Below are 13,877 nucleotides of genomic sequence, written 5' to 3'. Positions count from 1 at the left end.
TATTTACCGTACATTGATCGACACCGGCTCAGGAATCCAGCCATGCCCTACCCCATCGAGCAGAAACTCGTCGTCGGCGTCGCCTCCAGCGCCCTGTTCGACCTGACCGTCTCCGACAACATCTACCAGAGCGAAGGTGTCGAAGCCTATCGCCTGCATCAGGAAGAAAACCTCGACGTGCCCTTCCCCAAGGGCGTGGCCTTCCCGTTCATCCGCCGCTTCCTGAGCATCAACAAGGCCTTCCCCGAGCAACTGCCGGTAGAAGTGGTGCTGCTCTCGCGCAACTCGCCGGAAACCGGGCTGCGGGTGTTCCGCTCGATCAATCATTACGACCTGGACATCACCCGCGCCGCGTTCATGTCCGGCCGTTCGCCGTACGAATACATCCCTGCTTTCAATGCCTCGCTGTTCCTCAGCGCCCATGAAGGCGATGTGCAGCGGGCCATCGATGCCGACTACCCGGCAGGCCTGGTGCTGCCGACGAAGATCTACGATGACGAGATCGACACCGAGTTGCGGGTGGCCTTCGACTTCGATGGTGTGATTGCCGATGACGAGGCGGAAAGCGTGTACAAGCAGCGCCTGAATCTGGATGAGTTCCAGGCCCATGAACGGGACCGCAAGGCGATCCCGCACCAGCCGGGGCCGCTGGCGGACCTGTATCGCAAGCTGTCGCTGATTCGCAAGCTGGAAGACCGCAAGTTGGCGCAAGACCCGGCGTACAAGCGCATCCTGCGCATCGCGATCGTCACGGCGCGCAACGCGCCGGCCCATGAGCGGGTGGTGACGACGCTGAAGAACTGGGGGGTTTCGCCGGATGAGTCGTTCTTCCTTGGCGGGATGGAGAAGGACCGGGTGTTGCAGATTCTCAAGCCGCACATGTTCTTCGATGACCAGCGCAGTCACTTGTTCTCGGCGGCGGGGGACCTGCCGATGGTCCATGTGCCGTTTGGAATAGCGAACAAAGTGCGCACACCGCAACCGGCAAAGCCGGCAATAGTGAACGCAGGTAACACCTGAAGACCGAATATCCGGAGAGGCATGAGCATTTGTAGGCCTGAGAGCACATCGATAGAATCGCCGGTTTGACGGTCAGGCCGAGGCTGGTTGTGAAGCAGGCGCCAATGGCTGTGACGAACACCTCGACCTTGAGTTTCTCAAGTTCGTGTGGACGTTCGTCCGTGGCTATCGGCAAGGCATCGAAGCTGTTCGCCAGAAGGTCGGGCCGCATGTGCCGGTGTTGCATTTGCGCGGGAAACGGGAAGTCAGGGCATTTCTAGAAGGGTTACCCACAGCCGATGGCAGCCCGGTATCAATGCTGAAAGGCGCTTGAGCATCTTGAGGGTATTGGGGCCGCTTTGCGGTCTCATTGGGATTGTCGAGGCATGCATTTTTCGACCAGCGTGTCCCGGTTGGGATTGTTGGGGAGCGTCTTCAGACGATCGGGCTGGCAGTGTTCATCGGACACCGCGTAGTGGGAGGAGTCATCGCCACAGGCCTCCAGAAGGACAACGCTGACAATCACAAGTAGGGCTTTGCGAATCATCTGCTCACTCCATTGACGGGCGGAGATCTGGCAAAAGAAAAGATTCCTGCACAAAGCGTAGCGCGTCACAGGACGAGTTCAATGCCAGACTGTCACTGAGTCCACCTACAGCCCCAGGAGGCACTGCATGAGCCTGATACCCGGCCTGAATGGCAAGGCCAAAGTCCTGATAGGCGGCGCAAGCCGGGGCATCGGCCTGGCATTGTGTACGGCATTGCTCGCTCGCGATGATGTGGCCATGGTCTGGGGCGTTGCACGCAACGCCAGCGGCAATGACGACCTCGCGCTACTCGCCAGGCATCACGCTGAGCGCCTGGTACTGATGGATTGCGACGCGCGTGATGAGCAAGCGCTCGCAGCATTGGCGGCAGGGCTTGCACAAACGTGCGATCACCTTCACCTGGTCATCAGCACCTTGGGCATCCTCCATCAGGACGGCGCCAAGGCAGAGAAATCACTGGCACAGCTGGACCTGGCCGGCCTGCAGGCAAGCTTCGCGACCAATGCCTTCGGGCCAATACTGCTGCTCAAGCATCTGTTGCCGTTGTTGCGCAAGGAGCCCGCCACCTTTGCGGCGCTGTCAGCCAGAGTGGGATCGATCGGCGACAACCGCCTGGGGGGTTGGTACAGCTATCGGGCCAGCAAGGCGGCGCTCAATCAGTTGCTGCGCACCGCCAGTATCGAGCTGAGGCGCCTGAACCCGGCAGCCTCCGTGATGGCGCTACATCCCGGGACCACTGACACGCAGCTGTCGCGGCCGTTTCAAGGGAATGTGCCAGCGGGGAAGCTGTTTGACCCGGCCTTCGCGGCGCAGTGTGTCATCGAGCAGGTGGGGCGTTTGGGGCCCACGGATAGTGGAGGGTTCTGGGCGTGGGATGGGCGAACGATCGAATGGTGAACGCATCACCCAATCACGGTGGTGATGTGGTATCCAGGGCGAAGGCTCAACCCGTTCAAGGGGTGGGCGTTATAACAAAAAAAAACGACGGGGGCCCAAAGCGTTGCGCGCCAACGCAGGGCTCTATCGCCTAGCTCGCGCCAACCTCATCCATGAAATCTGCAAGAAATGCCTCAAGCCGCGCATGGCGCTCAGTAGCCAGCCGAGCCCCTTCGCTAGTTTGGAAGCCTGAGGCAAGTTTCAGCAGCTTGGTGTGAAAATGCTCGATCGCATACGCCGTATCCCGGTAGTCCCTGCCCTGCGCAACGGGGTTCTCGAAGTCGTGAAGCGCCGCCCCCATTCGCCCTGCCGTGTAAAAGCACCTGGCAATGCCCACCGCACCTAAAGCGTCCAGCCGATCACTGTCCTGAAGGATCCTGGCCTCAAGCGTCTGAGGTTCGAAACCGGCCGAGTAACTGTGGGTCTTGACGGCATGTGCCGCTTGCTCAATACGCTCAGAGGGCCAGCCCAGGCCAGCCAGGATCGACGCGGCCTTGTCTGCGGACAGCGTCGACGCCTGCCCACGCAGTGGCGAGTTCTTTTCTATCGCGACACAGTCATGCAGCACAGTCGCGGCGAGCAGCACTTGCAGATCACCGCCTTCCACCCGCTGGATCCGCTGTACATTGACCCACACGCGATGGATGTGAGACTGGTCGTGGGAGCCATCTTGCTGGCTCGCCGGCAGGCATTTCAGCAGTTCGGCGGCAAGCATCTGGAAAGGGGCAAACGCCTCGCTGGTCATCTCAGTTTCTCCATCGACTGCTAGTCGACCAGCTCGACATAACTGGATTCCCCGCCACCCTCTGCACCGGACAACCAGCCCCAGACAAAGCGCAGCGTTGTACGCCCGCTCGGGTCCCGGCCCACCTCGCCGCGCGACCAGCCGGCAAGCAGCTCGCCCTCAGTGGTGATGCACTGGAAAAGCAGTTCGAAGGTGTTACCGCCCGTCACCCGCCCCACTTGATTGCCCACGCGGATGCGGCCGCCCTGATAGGTACTGGTAATGGCCTCGCCGTCGACAAAATAACGGAACACCGTGCCGCTACCCGATAAGCCCTGGCTGTTGCTGGCGACGGTGAATCGACGGTTGTGCAAGCGCGCGTACATATCAAAAGAGTTATCCATGACCCTGGTGCCTTCTGGTGACGTTCCATTTCAGACGCCAAACCTTATCCGAACAGCGTGGGTACTGCCATAAGATCGCAACGCTCACCAGCACCCTGCTCCGCCCGCTGCTGACCTGCTTCTTCATCTTCACGCCACCGCACCGTTTCTATAATCAGCCCATCGCCCGCCCTATCAGGAGCCAGCCACATGCCTCCCGTCCATGACGCCGCCCAGACCGGCTACTCCCGCCAGGCCCACACCTACACCCAAGGCCGGCCAACCTACCCCGAGGCCCTGTCCAGCTGGCTGCAGCAGAGGCTGATGATCAACGGGCAGACGCGTGTGGTCGATCTTGGCGCTGGCACCGGCAAGTTCACCCGTTTGCTGCTGCCGCTGACGGACCGCCTGACGGCCGTCGAGCCCGTCGATGCGATGCGCCAGCAGTTCGCCAAATGTGTACCCGGCATCGAGGTGCTTGCCGGAACAGCCCAGGCCATACCGTTGCCCGCTGCCAGCGCCGACGTGGTGCTGTGTGCCCAGGCGTTCCACTGGTTCGCGGACGCCCAGGCACTGGCGGAGATCCATCGGGTGCTCACACCTGGCGGGCGCCTGGGGCTTGTGTGGAACGTACGGGACGAATCGGTCGATTGGGTGGCGGCGATTACCCGGATCATCACCCCTTACGAGGGTGATACACCGCGCTTTCATACCGGCCAATGGCGCGCTGCGTTCGACGGCTCAGGCTTCTCGGCGCCTGAACTGACCTGCTTCGCACACACTCACCTCGGCAATGCCGAAACGGTGATCATGGACCGTATTCTGTCTGTCAGCTTCATCGCCAGCCTGCCGCCTGCGGACAAGGCCGAGGTAACCCGGCAACTGCGCGAACTGATCCAGACGCACCCTGCGCTGCGCGGCCAGGAAAGCATCGCGTTTCCCTATCAGACCCAGGCGTACCTCTGCCAGCGACTTGGCTGAGGCCCTAGCGGAAAATCACGCCGCCCAGGTTTCATGGAGATGGCGCCACAGAACGCGATCGCCCTGAAGGCTGAACAGTGCCGTCGAGAGCCGTGTCTTAGTGTCCTGGCCGGGCTGCCGATGTGTCTCCTGATAGCGGACCACTGCGCCGTCCGGCCCTTGCGCCAAGGTTTCCAACCCGGTGAGCTCGATGGTCAACCCTGGCTGGCTACCGGCACGCTTGGCGAACAGGGTGGATACATCTTGCAGGCATACCTGCAGGCCAGTCGGCGTGATCATGGAGAAGTCTGGCGTGAAGCGCTCGATCATGGCTTCAACCTGGCCCTCCCCTCTGGCGAAGAGCGCCTCGATCAGTACGTGCAGGTCGATGACTTCTTGTAGGTAAGGATTCATGGCGTTTCAGTCCTGATTCAATAGCCGATTATGACTGATTGTCTGCAACAACGAATATGCCTTCAGGCGCCCGGGGTATGATGCGCCGGAAAGGTGAGCGGCGCTTTGGCGCCAGGGCCCTGCCTCGGCCTTCTAGCGCACCAACATCGTCACTGTGAGCGACCCGCAGAACCCCAAGAGGCAAAGTAACCCAACCCCATAGAAAACCGTGCGCCATGGCTGAACCCCACTCAAGTAAGCCAAGGTATGCAGGACCCTGGCGACGGTGAATAGAATGCTCAGCCCTGCTGTGACGGCTGCAGGTGCATTCATGGCAATGGCCAACCCACCAAGCGCGAAAAAGGCCGGGATGTTTTCCAGGTCGTTTGCCCAGGCCCTGCTCGCCCGAATCACTTGTGCAAGCTCAGACTCGCGGGCAACCCGATTGAAAACGGCGGCGTCCTCTGCGTTAGTGAATGCTCTGTGTCGCAGTCGGAACCAACCTTGGTAACAGGAGACCGCAAACATCTTGAGGAACAGCACAACCACGCACAGCGCGTAGACGTTCAAGGCACCGTTCATACCTGGTGCCCCCGATCAAGGCCATTCACCGCCAGATAAATCAGCTCGCGACCGAAGGCCACCAGCGATTGTTCGGCAATCGACATTGTCCAGCCGGTGTAGATCGAAAAGAGCACCAGCGATGCCAGCGCATAAAAGCGAAGTACCATGATCCTGTCCTTGGAATGTTTTCCTGGCACAGTAGGGATAGGATTGTTGAGGCTCAATGACCTCTGAGGTCATTGAGCCCGAGCGCAAGGACGGGCAGAGACGAAGCATGAGTTACCCATTGTTCCATCAAAAATCCCCCACACCGACCACAACGGCAGGCCAGCATTTGCGCAACCTGCGTCGGCAGGCGGGGCTCAGCCAACTTGAACTTGCACTAATGGCCGGGGTTTCACAGCGCCACCTCAGCTGCATCGAAACCGGGCGCGCGCAAGCCAGCCCCAGCACCTTGCATGCCATACTTTCGGCCCTTGGGGCCCCACTGGATCACTGCAACGAAGTCTTTCTTGCGGCTGGCTACGCGCCGCGCTACGCCGCGACGCCGCTCGATGCACCCGCCATGGAAGTGGTGCACGCAGCCATCGAACATATTCTGCATGCGAACAATCCGGCGCCTGCCATCGTCATCGACAGCAACTGGGATATCACTGCTGCCAACGTGAGCACTGGCCTGCTGTTGGCGCTGGCGGGTGTGACGCAGGAGGTATCATCAGGCCTCAACCTGCTTGAAACACTGCTGAGCCCCGGAGGCCTGGGTGATCGCCTGGCCAACGCCCAGGAGATCCGTGCTGCCGCGTGGCAACGCGCGGCCAGGGAGTCAGTCAGCAACCCTGCGCTCGCCGAGCGCCTGTGCAGCCTCCCGCCACCGGCCATTGCCTTGCAGGCAGCGACTGCCAGCCCCGTGCTGCTGACACGTGTACGCACCGCAGATGACGAGTTGAGCTTCCTCTCTACCTTCACCACCTTCGGGCTACCCCTGGACATCACTGTCGAGTCACTGCGTATCGAGCACCTGATTCCTGCCGATGAATCAACCCGGCGAAGGATGACCCAAGCCTTCGAGCAATGGCGCGTGGATCACGGCCAGTGAACCTTCGTGGCTGTCAGGGCTCAGTTGTCCAGAGCGCGTTTGCGACGTCGACAAAGGATTGCCATGGGACATGCCCCCTCCACCGCCCTCCCTCCGGTTCGCGTCGAACGTGAACTGAGCCTGCGGGCGGTGTTCACCGGCACGGTGCTGGGCATCTTGCTCACGCCCTCGAATGTGTACGCAGGGCTGAAGATCGGTTGGTCATTCAACATGTCGATCATCGCCTTGCTGGTCGGTTTCGCCCTGTGGCAGGGCCTGGCGGGGCGCCGCAAGCACCGCCCCGCGTGGACCTTGCACGAAAGCAACATCAACCAGACCGTGGCATCGGCCGCGGCCTCCATCGTGTCGGGCGGGTTGGTCGCGCCGATCCCCGCCTATACCCTGCTCACCGGTCACCAACTGGACCCGGTGCCGATGATGGCCTGGGTGTTCTCGGTGAGCTTCCTGGGCATCTGGATCGCCTGGTACCTGCGCCCCGCCCTGCTCAACGACCATGGCCTGAAGTTTCCCGAAGGCATGGCGACCCTGGAAACGCTGCAGCAGATCTATAACCATGGGCGCGAAGCCATGGCACGGATCAGGGTGCTGTGCAGCGCCGCGTTGTTGTCAGCACTGGTGAAGTGGATCGACGGGTTCGTCTGGACGATACCGCGCTGGGCACCCACGCCGGCGCTCGAACGCCTGACCTTCACGGTCGACCCTTCGCTGATGCTGATCGGTTTCGGCAGCATCATCGGCATTCGCGTTGGGCTGACGTTGCTGATCGGCGCTGCGCTGGCATGGGGTGGATTGGCGCCGTGGCTGATCGAGCATGCCCTGGTGGTGCTGGCCCCGAACGCCAGCGGGCCACAGTTCGCCGCGCTGGTGGAATGGCTGTTGTGGCCGGGCGTGAGCCTGATGGTCTGCGCGACCCTGACTTCGTTGGCGGTTCGTCTGTTTCAGGTACCCCGGCGATCGGCTGCTGAGCAGCGCACGCCACGCGCCAGGATGCGCTTTACCCCATGGCCTGCGTCGGGGCTGCTGCTGTCCATGGCGCTGGTCGTGACCCTGCAGGTGTTGTTGTTCGGGATCGACGGGTGGATGGCGCTGCTGAGCATTCCGTTGGCGGTGTGCCTTGCCGTAGTCGCGGCGCGCGTGGTCGGCGCCACTGGCATCGCACCGATTGGCGCCATTGGCAAGCTGTCGCAGCTGAGCTTCGGTGTTATCGCCCCAGGCCAGGTGGCGATCAACCTGATGAGCGCCAACACGGCGGGTGGCGCGGCCGGGCAATCCACCGACCTGATGAACGACTTCAAGGTTGGCCTGGCGATTGGCGCTACGCCGCACAAGCAGCTGGTTGCTCAGTGCATCGGGATTTTGATCGGTAGTGTGGTCGGCGTGCTGGTGTATAGGGTGCTGATTCCCGATCCGCAGGCCTTGTTGATCACCGAGCAGTGGCCGGCACCGGCCGTGGCGACCTGGAAAGCGGTGGCGCAGACGCTTACGCAGGGGCTGGGAGCTCTGCCGCTTGAGCTGCGCTGGGCGATCGTGGCGGGTTGCAGTGTCGGGGTACTGCTGGGCGTGCTGGACAGCCTGCTGCCGCAACGGACGGCCCGCTGGCTGCCGAGTACGGCGGCGTTGGGGCTGGCGTTCATCTTGCCGGCATCGATCAGCCTGATGATGGGGCTTGGGGCAGTGATTACCTGGCTGGTCAGTTGCCGCTGGCCCAGCGTTACCGAGCGGTTTGCGATTACCGCGGCGGCGGGGATGATTGCCGGTGAGAGCATCATGGGGGTGGGCGCGTCGTTCTGGGAGATGTTGCGAGGGTTGTAGGGAGTGGCATAGGCTGCATCGTCATGAGTGGATGCTACTGGCGCTGGAGAAACGATGATGGAGGTATCAGGATGTGCAGGATTTCAGGGGCTCGCGTGTCGGCCAGTTGAGCCCTCTGACACAGAAATGATCTGCTCGCATCGCGAGCAAATGTTCCTTGAGGCGGGCGGGAATCCTGAAGAACTGCGCGTCATGACTGAGCACTTTCGCCCATGGCTGGAGCAGCGGCTTGGTGACGGTCGGTATTACGGATTCAAACTCCTGGATGGCGAGCAAGCGGTCGCCGCCATTGGCCTGATGAGCATTGATTGGCCGCCCCATCCCTCGCACCCGACCCTGGACAAGCGTGGGTACGTGTTGAACGTGTACGTCCAGCCGGCCTACCGCCGCCGCGGCCTGGCTTCGGCCTTGATGCAAGCGGCTGACGCCGAGTTCGCTCGCCGGGGCATCACGTTCGCGGTCCTGCACGCCACCGAGACGGGCAAACCGGTCTATGCGCAAGGCGGTTGGGCTGGAACGGCGGAAATGGCCAAATCCATTGCTGCGAAACCCTGATTCACCATGGCTGCGAGAGCAACCCCACATTACTGCGGCATTAGCGCAGCACTGTGGGGTTGGTATGACAGCGCTTACCGACCAGGAACAGGTTGGGGTGGTCCCAGCTGCGCTGGTCTTTGTCCACCACCGACTTGTTGCGGTCCGAGCCCATACGGTAGGTGCCCATCAGGTGACCAGCGCCGAAGAACGGGTAGTTCTGGCCGTCGTACTCGAACACCGTTTGCGAGCCGGGCTCAAGCCTAGGGTTCAGGTCAGTCAGCTCGGTGGCGCCCATCAGCTCGGTGATGATATGCGTGGCGGCCAGGCGCGCCTGCTTGAAGCCCTCCTGGGTGTAATCCGACAGTTCGTAGGTGATTTGAGGCCGAGGCAGGCCCAAGCCGTCGGTGAGTTTTGTGGTCCTCTCCACCCGGCACAGCGCATTGTCGGAGTCTTTCTCCACCTGCTCGATCAGGAAGCCCAGACGGAACTGGCGGGTCAGCACACTGTTGAGCTGCTGCACCAGCGCTTGGCAACAGGACGAAGCCTGGGGCGTCGTGCCCTGGTTGTAGGTTTCCAGCGTGGCGTTGGCCAGGAAGTTCGGCGCAGGCGTGCCCAGCGGGTTGGTCGGCGACGGTATCTCGCAGTTGTCGGCAGGGTCGGTCGGCCACTGGGTGCTGATCAACTGGTAGTTTGCCCACACCGTGCCCTTGAGCGCGCCTTGCCACTGTGCGTTGAGCTGGTGGGTTGCGGCGGTGAGCGGAATTTCCCGCACGATCTGCGAAGGCGTGGCCTTCTTCGACGGATCCCACGGTTGCGCGGGTGGCTCGTTCACCGGGCGGTCGCTGGCCTGGGCGTCGTAGAACAGGTAGGGGCCTTTGCGCTCGTTGATCGGCGTGGAAGTCTTCCGGCTTGTCGCTGCCATCGAGCACTTTCCAGGACGACTTGACCATGATCGCGTTGCGCGTGTAGGTGCCGCTCTGGTCCACCAGTGGGCCGGCAACCTTGCCCATCTGCTGCAGCACAGGCAGGTCACCCTTGCCTTGGCAGGCGGCGGGCAGCGGCGCCTTCTGATTCCAACCGACTGGCTTCCCGCTCTCTGGCCAATAGCGCCTCGTTGCCGGCGACGTCAACCTAGATCCAGACGTCATTCACCGCAGTGCGCGCCCCACCTTCATGGCCGGTGTTCAAAACGCCTCGCGGCTCGATCATCATCAGTTTCGTTTCCGCCTGTGCCGCTGTTCTGTGCTCTACCCCACGTGGCACGACATACAGTTCACCCGGCTGCACATACACGCAGCCCTCTGGCAGGTCGATACGCAAGGTGCCTTCAAGCACCAGAAACGCTTCGTCGGTTTCCGGGTGCGAGTGCCAGATGAATTCCCCTTCGATGCGCACCACCTTGAACTGGTAGTCGTTCATTTCCGCGACCACCCTTGGGCTCCACTGCTGCTCGATCAGTGCAGCCTTTTGAGCCAGGTTCACAGGTTGCGATGCGCGTTGCTCGTGTAAGTCGGCCATGACAGATCCTCTGTAGTTAGAGCGATCAGCCTATCGAACGCAAAGCACGCTGCTCTTGTACGATCCTGCAAGTCAGCGAGCAGGCCGCAGGCGTTCCAGCCAGCGCAGGGGCGGCACGCCGTAGCTGCGCGTGAAGTGTCGGGTCATGTGGCTCTGGTCGTGAAAGCCTGCAGCGAGGGCGGCATCGACCAGGGTGAAACCGTCCAGGATCAGCCTGCGAAAACAGTCCAGGCGCCGCAGCGTGACAAACCGGTATGGGCTGGTGCCGTAAAGCGCCCGGAAATCCCGTGACAAGCTCCACTGCTCACGCCCGCTGGCCTGTTCGAGCATCTCCAGCGTGATACCGTGGTGAAGGTGCTCCATGATGAATTCCCTGGCGCGCTCGGCCGAACGGTAGTCCAGGCGTTTGCGGCCACGTGGCTTGCCGCCGACTGCACGCAGCGCCATGGCCAGGTCATAGACGGCATCCTGCTCCTCCAGTGTTTCCAGGGGATGATCCAATGCCTGCACGAAGGCCTCGCTGGCACGATAGAGGCGCGGGTCGCTGGACAGCCCGCCGGCAATGAAAGGCAACGGTTCGCCGCCGAGCACGTGCTGGATCAGCGCTGGGTCGATGTAGGCCATCCGGTAGCGAAAGCCGATATCCGTGCCGGCCATGCCGTCATGGACTTCGTCCGGGTGCAGCACCAAGGTGTTGCCCGGCACGCCGTGGCACAACACCCCCTTGTAGTGAAAGCTCTGCACACCGGCAAGGGTGCGGCCTATCGAGTAGGTATCGTGCCGATGTGGGTCGTAGCCGTGGCCACCAAACCACGCTTCGATGCGCTCTACGCTGCCAGGCGTGGCGCTGCGTATTACCCAGTCAGACGCGGATGACAGGTTTGCTTTTCGTTCCATGGATAGGGCTTGCTGCCATCGCACAATGTTGGCTGAGGAGGGTCCATCCTATTGCAGATTTGCGCGGGCACCCAATCCATTTCCGCTTGACCTCCGCCAGGGGTCGTCAGCCAGACGGTCATGGCGCATCGCCTTCAGAGGACTATCGTTGCTTGTCTGGGCAACGACTACCGATCGAGGTTAGCGCCATGAACACCAGTGACTTACTCGAACAGCTACTTCGGGCCGGGCAGAATTCGCAAGTGCAACAAAGCAGCGGCGGCATGTCTTCGCAAGACGGTTTGGGTGGTTTGCTGGGCGGCCTGCTTGGCGGCGGTAGCGCCAAGGGCGGCGGCAATGGCCTTGGTGGTCTGCTAGGCGGCTTGTTGGGTGGCAGTAGTGGCAGCAGCGCTGGCGGCTCTTCCCAGGGGCGCGCCGCAGGTGGCATCAATTACGCAGCCCTGGCGTCGTTGGGCATGATGGCGTTCCAGGCCTACCAAAGTTGGCAGCGCAACCAGGCGGCAGCCCCGCAACAGGCGGTGCGTACGGTCGATCAACTGTCCGGCCCCGAGGCCGAGGATCACAGCCATGCAATCTTGCGTGCACTGATCGCTGCTGCCAAAGCTGACGGGCGCATCGATGAGCAGGAAGAACAGTTGATCTACGCGGAAATCAAACGTCAGACCAGCGACCCGCAACTGCAGCAATGGCTGGATGAAGAAGTCAGCAAGCCACTCGACGCGGCCGAGGTGGCGCGGTCGGCGAAAGACCCGGCCATGGCCGCAGAAATGTACCTGGCCAGCGTGATGCTGGTGGACGACCAGCAGGACGCTGAGCGGGCTTACCTTGATGAGCTTGCCAGCGCGCTACAGCTTGACCCGGCTTTGCAGGTGCACCTGGAGCAGCAGGCCAAGGGGGCAGCCTGACGGGCTGAGATTGCGTCCGTTGCTCAGTGCGCGAAGTGGTCGCCAACCAGCAGACGCCCAGGCCCCAACGCCATCAAACTCAATGGCGCAGGGCCGAGCGCGACTGGGCTCAGTCCGCAGGCTGTTCCACTGCGGTTTCGGCGACCGGGGCCGGGGCAGCCGCTTTTGCCTTCGCGCGGTCCTTGCGGCCTTTACCACGCTGCCGCGAAGCTTGCTGCTTGGCGTATAGCGCCTGGCCGGCGGTGACAACGCCCGCGGGCTGGCCATTCAAGTCCAGGCGCGGCGCACCTTCCACCATGCTTGCCCAATAGCGGTTGCCCCGACACCAGGTCGAAATGCCCAGCTTCAGCTGCTCAACGGTGATACCCAGCAGCTCCAGGTGTTGCTCGGCATCCTTGAAGATGCCCTCTTTGAGCGGCACCTTGGGGGCCGGGTTGACCGGGAAGGCCAACGGGAAATGCTTCTGCAGTGGCCAGATGGCTTCCACCGCCGGGTCCTGCTCACGCGCCTTGGCCTGCGGGGCGGGCTTGCGCTTGGCAGGGCGCGGGTTTTCGGCCTTTGCCTGCTGCTCTTTTTCAGACCGCAGGCGGTCACGTAACTCAGCTAGTTGTTCAAAACCCATCGTTAATTCACTGCTTCTACGTTGATTGCGTGGCGCAAGGATAAGCCATGCAGCGCTTGGTAGCAGCAGAAAGAGGATGAATCGCTGCTGATTTAGTTATCAAGCACGGCCACACGCCCCTTCAAGCGCCCCCGCGAAAGCAGCTGACGCCCCAGGCGGTGAGCTTGAACGGCAAGTGATAGTGCGCCTGCGCATCGCCGATACCGAAGCGGTACACCAGTTCATCCAGAAAAGGTATTTCGGGCAACTGCGTACCTATCTCACGATAAAACCGGGCCACCTGCAAACGCACTTCATAGACGCCCACCCCGAATAGCGCGTTCAATTCAGCCAGCCCCGCCCACTGGCCGCGCGCATCGATGATGCCCTGCGCGATCGGCGCGCCGCCCGCTAACCCGATGCTCAGGCGCAGCCCTTGCGCGGCACGCCCGCTGGCAATGTCGACAACATGCACCGAGACGCCACCGTTCATGCCCAGAAGCCCTGGTGAGCAACCGCGGCCTCTTCCTCAAGCACCGGGCCATGCACCTGCACGGTGCGTTGACCGCGGGCAAACACCTCGCGGCACGGCAGCGAAAAGGTGGGGTTTTCCGGGTGCGCACCGGTCAGCCCGAGCAGGGCGTGCTCCGACAACGCATAGACCACCCGGCCAATGCCGGTCCAATACACCGCGCCAGCACACATGCAGCAGGGCTCGGCGCTGGTGTACAGGGTGCAGCCTGCAAGTTGTTCCGGTGTCAGGAGCCTGGCCGCGCGAGCCGCTGCGGCCAGCTCGGCATGCTGGGTCGGGTCGCCCTCCGGGGGCATGGAGTTGTTGCCGGCGCTGGCGATGATCTGGCCTTGCGCATCGGCCACGAGGGCAGCGAATGGGTGGCGGCCGTCCTTGCGCGATTGCTCGGACAGGCGGATCGACTCGCGCAGCAGGGCCAGGTCCATCTCGGACAGGTCGGCGCCGGAGCGGGTGAAAGTCATGGCTGTTACTC

At 62.2% G+C, this 13,877-nt stretch carries 17 protein-coding genes and 3 pseudogenes; 8 read left to right on the top strand and 12 right to left on the bottom strand.

Annotation, left to right across the window (positions count from 1 at the left end; genetic code table 11):
- The first annotated feature begins 42 nt into the window (after positions 1 to 42).
- Together ACOKS3_RS11455 and ACOKS3_RS11450 are read left to right on the top strand one after the other, a co-directional pair.
- Positions 43 to 1,020 (top strand): 5'-nucleotidase, encoded by a 978-nt coding sequence (locus ACOKS3_RS11455; RefSeq protein WP_103446841.1) that lies wholly within the window; start codon positions 43 to 45, stop codon positions 1,018 to 1,020.
- A 100-nt stretch (positions 1,021 to 1,120) separates the two neighbouring features.
- Positions 1,121 to 1,333: pseudogene (locus tag ACOKS3_RS11450) on the top strand (hypothetical protein); the annotation flags it as partial.
- Between the two features lie 33 nt (positions 1,334 to 1,366).
- On the opposite strand, the gene trbK reads toward ACOKS3_RS11450, so the two are convergent.
- Positions 1,367 to 1,546 (bottom strand): entry exclusion lipoprotein TrbK, encoded by a 180-nt coding sequence (trbK, locus tag ACOKS3_RS11445; protein ID WP_103446840.1) that lies wholly within the window; start codon positions 1,544 to 1,546, stop codon positions 1,367 to 1,369.
- A gap of 127 nt (positions 1,547 to 1,673) precedes the next feature.
- Between trbK and ACOKS3_RS11440 the strand changes: the two genes are divergently transcribed.
- Positions 1,674 to 2,444 carry an SDR family NAD(P)-dependent oxidoreductase gene (locus tag ACOKS3_RS11440; protein ID WP_422764214.1) on the top strand — a complete coding sequence of 257 codons (771 nt, stop codon included), beginning with the start codon at positions 1,674 to 1,676 and terminating at the stop codon, positions 2,442 to 2,444.
- A gap of 130 nt (positions 2,445 to 2,574) precedes the next feature.
- On the opposite strand, the gene ACOKS3_RS11435 is transcribed toward ACOKS3_RS11440, so the two are convergent.
- Together ACOKS3_RS11435 and ACOKS3_RS11430 are read right to left on the bottom strand one after the other, a co-directional pair.
- Positions 2,575 to 3,228, bottom strand: a complete 654-nt coding sequence (locus ACOKS3_RS11435) for an HD domain-containing protein (protein WP_422764215.1) — start codon at positions 3,226 to 3,228, stop codon at positions 2,575 to 2,577.
- A 20-nt stretch (positions 3,229 to 3,248) separates the two neighbouring features.
- Positions 3,249 to 3,611 (bottom strand): hypothetical protein, encoded by a 363-nt coding sequence (locus tag ACOKS3_RS11430; RefSeq protein WP_103446837.1) that lies wholly within the window; start codon positions 3,609 to 3,611, stop codon positions 3,249 to 3,251.
- 189 nt (positions 3,612 to 3,800) lie between these two features.
- Between ACOKS3_RS11430 and ACOKS3_RS11425 the strand changes: the two genes are divergently transcribed.
- A complete protein-coding gene (locus ACOKS3_RS11425) occupies positions 3,801 to 4,571 on the top strand; it encodes a class I SAM-dependent methyltransferase (RefSeq protein WP_422764216.1) in 771 nt (256 codons plus the stop codon).
- 15 nt (positions 4,572 to 4,586) lie between these two features.
- On the opposite strand, the gene ACOKS3_RS11420 is transcribed toward ACOKS3_RS11425, so the two are convergent.
- The 3 genes and pseudogenes from ACOKS3_RS11420 to ACOKS3_RS11410 form a co-directional block, all read right to left on the bottom strand.
- Positions 4,587 to 4,964 (bottom strand): hypothetical protein, encoded by a 378-nt coding sequence (locus ACOKS3_RS11420; RefSeq protein WP_422764217.1) that lies wholly within the window; start codon positions 4,962 to 4,964, stop codon positions 4,587 to 4,589.
- 132 nt (positions 4,965 to 5,096) lie between these two features.
- On the bottom strand, positions 5,097 to 5,525 hold the full coding sequence (locus tag ACOKS3_RS11415) for an MAPEG family protein (protein ID WP_422764218.1): 429 nt from the start codon (positions 5,523 to 5,525) through the stop codon (positions 5,097 to 5,099).
- A gap of 38 nt (positions 5,526 to 5,563) precedes the next feature.
- A pseudogene (locus ACOKS3_RS11410) lies at positions 5,564 to 5,674 on the bottom strand (DUF2834 domain-containing protein); the annotation flags it as partial.
- A gap of 107 nt (positions 5,675 to 5,781) precedes the next feature.
- Between ACOKS3_RS11410 and ACOKS3_RS11405 the strand changes: the two are divergent.
- The 3 genes from ACOKS3_RS11405 to ACOKS3_RS11395 all read left to right on the top strand — a co-directional run bounded on the left by ACOKS3_RS11405 (position 5,782) and on the right by ACOKS3_RS11395 (position 8,970).
- Complete coding sequence (locus tag ACOKS3_RS11405; protein WP_422764219.1) at positions 5,782 to 6,603, top strand: helix-turn-helix domain-containing protein; 822 nt, start codon at positions 5,782 to 5,784, stop codon at positions 6,601 to 6,603.
- A gap of 63 nt (positions 6,604 to 6,666) precedes the next feature.
- Positions 6,667 to 8,415 (top strand): OPT family oligopeptide transporter, encoded by a 1,749-nt coding sequence (locus tag ACOKS3_RS11400; RefSeq protein ID WP_422764220.1) that lies wholly within the window; start codon positions 6,667 to 6,669, stop codon positions 8,413 to 8,415.
- A 54-nt stretch (positions 8,416 to 8,469) separates the two neighbouring features.
- The gene (locus ACOKS3_RS11395; protein ID WP_103446833.1) at positions 8,470 to 8,970 is read left to right on the top strand and encodes a GNAT family N-acetyltransferase; all 501 of its coding nucleotides are present in this window, start codon (positions 8,470 to 8,472) and stop codon (positions 8,968 to 8,970) included.
- A gap of 76 nt (positions 8,971 to 9,046) precedes the next feature.
- Here ACOKS3_RS11395 and ACOKS3_RS11390 read toward each other — a convergent pair.
- The 3 genes and pseudogenes from ACOKS3_RS11390 to ACOKS3_RS11380 all read right to left on the bottom strand — a co-directional run.
- Positions 9,047 to 9,481 (bottom strand): annotated as a pseudogene (locus ACOKS3_RS11390) (GMC oxidoreductase); the annotation flags it as partial.
- Positions 9,482 to 10,083: 602 nt separating this feature from the next.
- Positions 10,084 to 10,470 carry a cupin domain-containing protein gene (locus tag ACOKS3_RS11385; RefSeq protein ID WP_103446832.1) on the bottom strand — a complete coding sequence of 129 codons (387 nt, stop codon included), beginning with the start codon at positions 10,468 to 10,470 and terminating at the stop codon, positions 10,084 to 10,086.
- 72 nt (positions 10,471 to 10,542) lie between these two features.
- A complete protein-coding gene (locus tag ACOKS3_RS11380) occupies positions 10,543 to 11,367 on the bottom strand; it encodes an AraC family transcriptional regulator (RefSeq protein WP_103446831.1) in 825 nt (274 codons plus the stop codon).
- Between the two features lie 188 nt (positions 11,368 to 11,555).
- On the opposite strand from ACOKS3_RS11380, the gene ACOKS3_RS11375 reads away from it, so the two are divergent.
- Positions 11,556 to 12,272 (top strand): tellurite resistance TerB family protein, encoded by a 717-nt coding sequence (locus ACOKS3_RS11375; RefSeq protein WP_422764221.1) that lies wholly within the window; start codon positions 11,556 to 11,558, stop codon positions 12,270 to 12,272.
- Positions 12,273 to 12,381: 109 nt separating this feature from the next.
- Here ACOKS3_RS11375 and ACOKS3_RS11370 read toward each other — a convergent pair whose 3' ends face one another.
- From ACOKS3_RS11370 to ACOKS3_RS11360, 3 genes are all read right to left on the bottom strand, one after another.
- A complete protein-coding gene (locus tag ACOKS3_RS11370; RefSeq protein WP_103446829.1) occupies positions 12,382 to 12,894 on the bottom strand; it encodes a ProQ/FinO family protein in 513 nt (170 codons plus the stop codon).
- Between the two features lie 121 nt (positions 12,895 to 13,015).
- Entirely contained in the window at positions 13,016 to 13,366 is a 351-nt protein-coding gene (locus ACOKS3_RS11365; protein ID WP_103446828.1) for a hydroxyisourate hydrolase, read from the bottom strand.
- Positions 13,363 to 13,866 (bottom strand): nucleoside deaminase, encoded by a 504-nt coding sequence (locus ACOKS3_RS11360; protein WP_103446827.1) that lies wholly within the window; start codon positions 13,864 to 13,866, stop codon positions 13,363 to 13,365. Before ACOKS3_RS11360 ends, ACOKS3_RS11365 begins: the two co-directional genes overlap by 4 nt.
- Between the last annotated feature and the right edge of the window lie 11 nt (positions 13,867 to 13,877).

It is taken from the genome of Pseudomonas sp. HS6-2 (assembly GCF_049325675.2).
Taxonomy (GTDB): Bacteria; Pseudomonadota; Gammaproteobacteria; order Pseudomonadales; family Pseudomonadaceae; genus Aquipseudomonas; species Aquipseudomonas putida_N.
Note: the sequence above shows the minus strand (reverse complement) of the source record. Positions and strands in the feature narration are given on the sequence as shown.

Coding starts and splice junctions, on each gene's coding strand:
- ACOKS3_RS11455 (WP_103446841.1), top strand. CDS start 43: ATGCCCTACCCCATCGAGCAGAAACTCGTCGTCGGCGTCGCCTCCAGC.
- ACOKS3_RS11400 (WP_422764220.1), top strand. CDS start 6,667: ATGGGACATGCCCCCTCCACCGCCCTCCCTCCGGTTCGCGTCGAACGT.
- trbK (WP_103446840.1), bottom strand. CDS start 1,546: ATGATTCGCAAAGCCCTACTTGTGATTGTCAGCGTTGTCCTTCTGGAG.
- ACOKS3_RS11435 (WP_422764215.1), bottom strand. CDS start 3,228: ATGACCAGCGAGGCGTTTGCCCCTTTCCAGATGCTTGCCGCCGAACTG.
- ACOKS3_RS11405 (WP_422764219.1), top strand. CDS start 5,782: ATGAGTTACCCATTGTTCCATCAAAAATCCCCCACACCGACCACAACG.
- ACOKS3_RS11375 (WP_422764221.1), top strand. CDS start 11,556: ATGAACACCAGTGACTTACTCGAACAGCTACTTCGGGCCGGGCAGAAT.
- ACOKS3_RS11380 (WP_103446831.1), bottom strand. CDS start 11,367: ATGGAACGAAAAGCAAACCTGTCATCCGCGTCTGACTGGGTAATACGC.
- ACOKS3_RS11415 (WP_422764218.1), bottom strand. CDS start 5,525: ATGAACGGTGCCTTGAACGTCTACGCGCTGTGCGTGGTTGTGCTGTTC.
- ACOKS3_RS11385 (WP_103446832.1), bottom strand. CDS start 10,470: ATGGCCGACTTACACGAGCAACGCGCATCGCAACCTGTGAACCTGGCT.
- ACOKS3_RS11425 (WP_422764216.1), top strand. CDS start 3,801: ATGCCTCCCGTCCATGACGCCGCCCAGACCGGCTACTCCCGCCAGGCC.
- ACOKS3_RS11420 (WP_422764217.1), bottom strand. CDS start 4,964: ATGAATCCTTACCTACAAGAAGTCATCGACCTGCACGTACTGATCGAG.
- ACOKS3_RS11360 (WP_103446827.1), bottom strand. CDS start 13,866: ATGACTTTCACCCGCTCCGGCGCCGACCTGTCCGAGATGGACCTGGCC.
- ACOKS3_RS11440 (WP_422764214.1), top strand. CDS start 1,674: ATGAGCCTGATACCCGGCCTGAATGGCAAGGCCAAAGTCCTGATAGGC.
- ACOKS3_RS11365 (WP_103446828.1), bottom strand. CDS start 13,366: ATGAACGGTGGCGTCTCGGTGCATGTTGTCGACATTGCCAGCGGGCGT.
- ACOKS3_RS11395 (WP_103446833.1), top strand. CDS start 8,470: ATGATGGAGGTATCAGGATGTGCAGGATTTCAGGGGCTCGCGTGTCGG.
- ACOKS3_RS11430 (WP_103446837.1), bottom strand. CDS start 3,611: ATGGATAACTCTTTTGATATGTACGCGCGCTTGCACAACCGTCGATTC.
- ACOKS3_RS11370 (WP_103446829.1), bottom strand. CDS start 12,894: ATGGGTTTTGAACAACTAGCTGAGTTACGTGACCGCCTGCGGTCTGAA.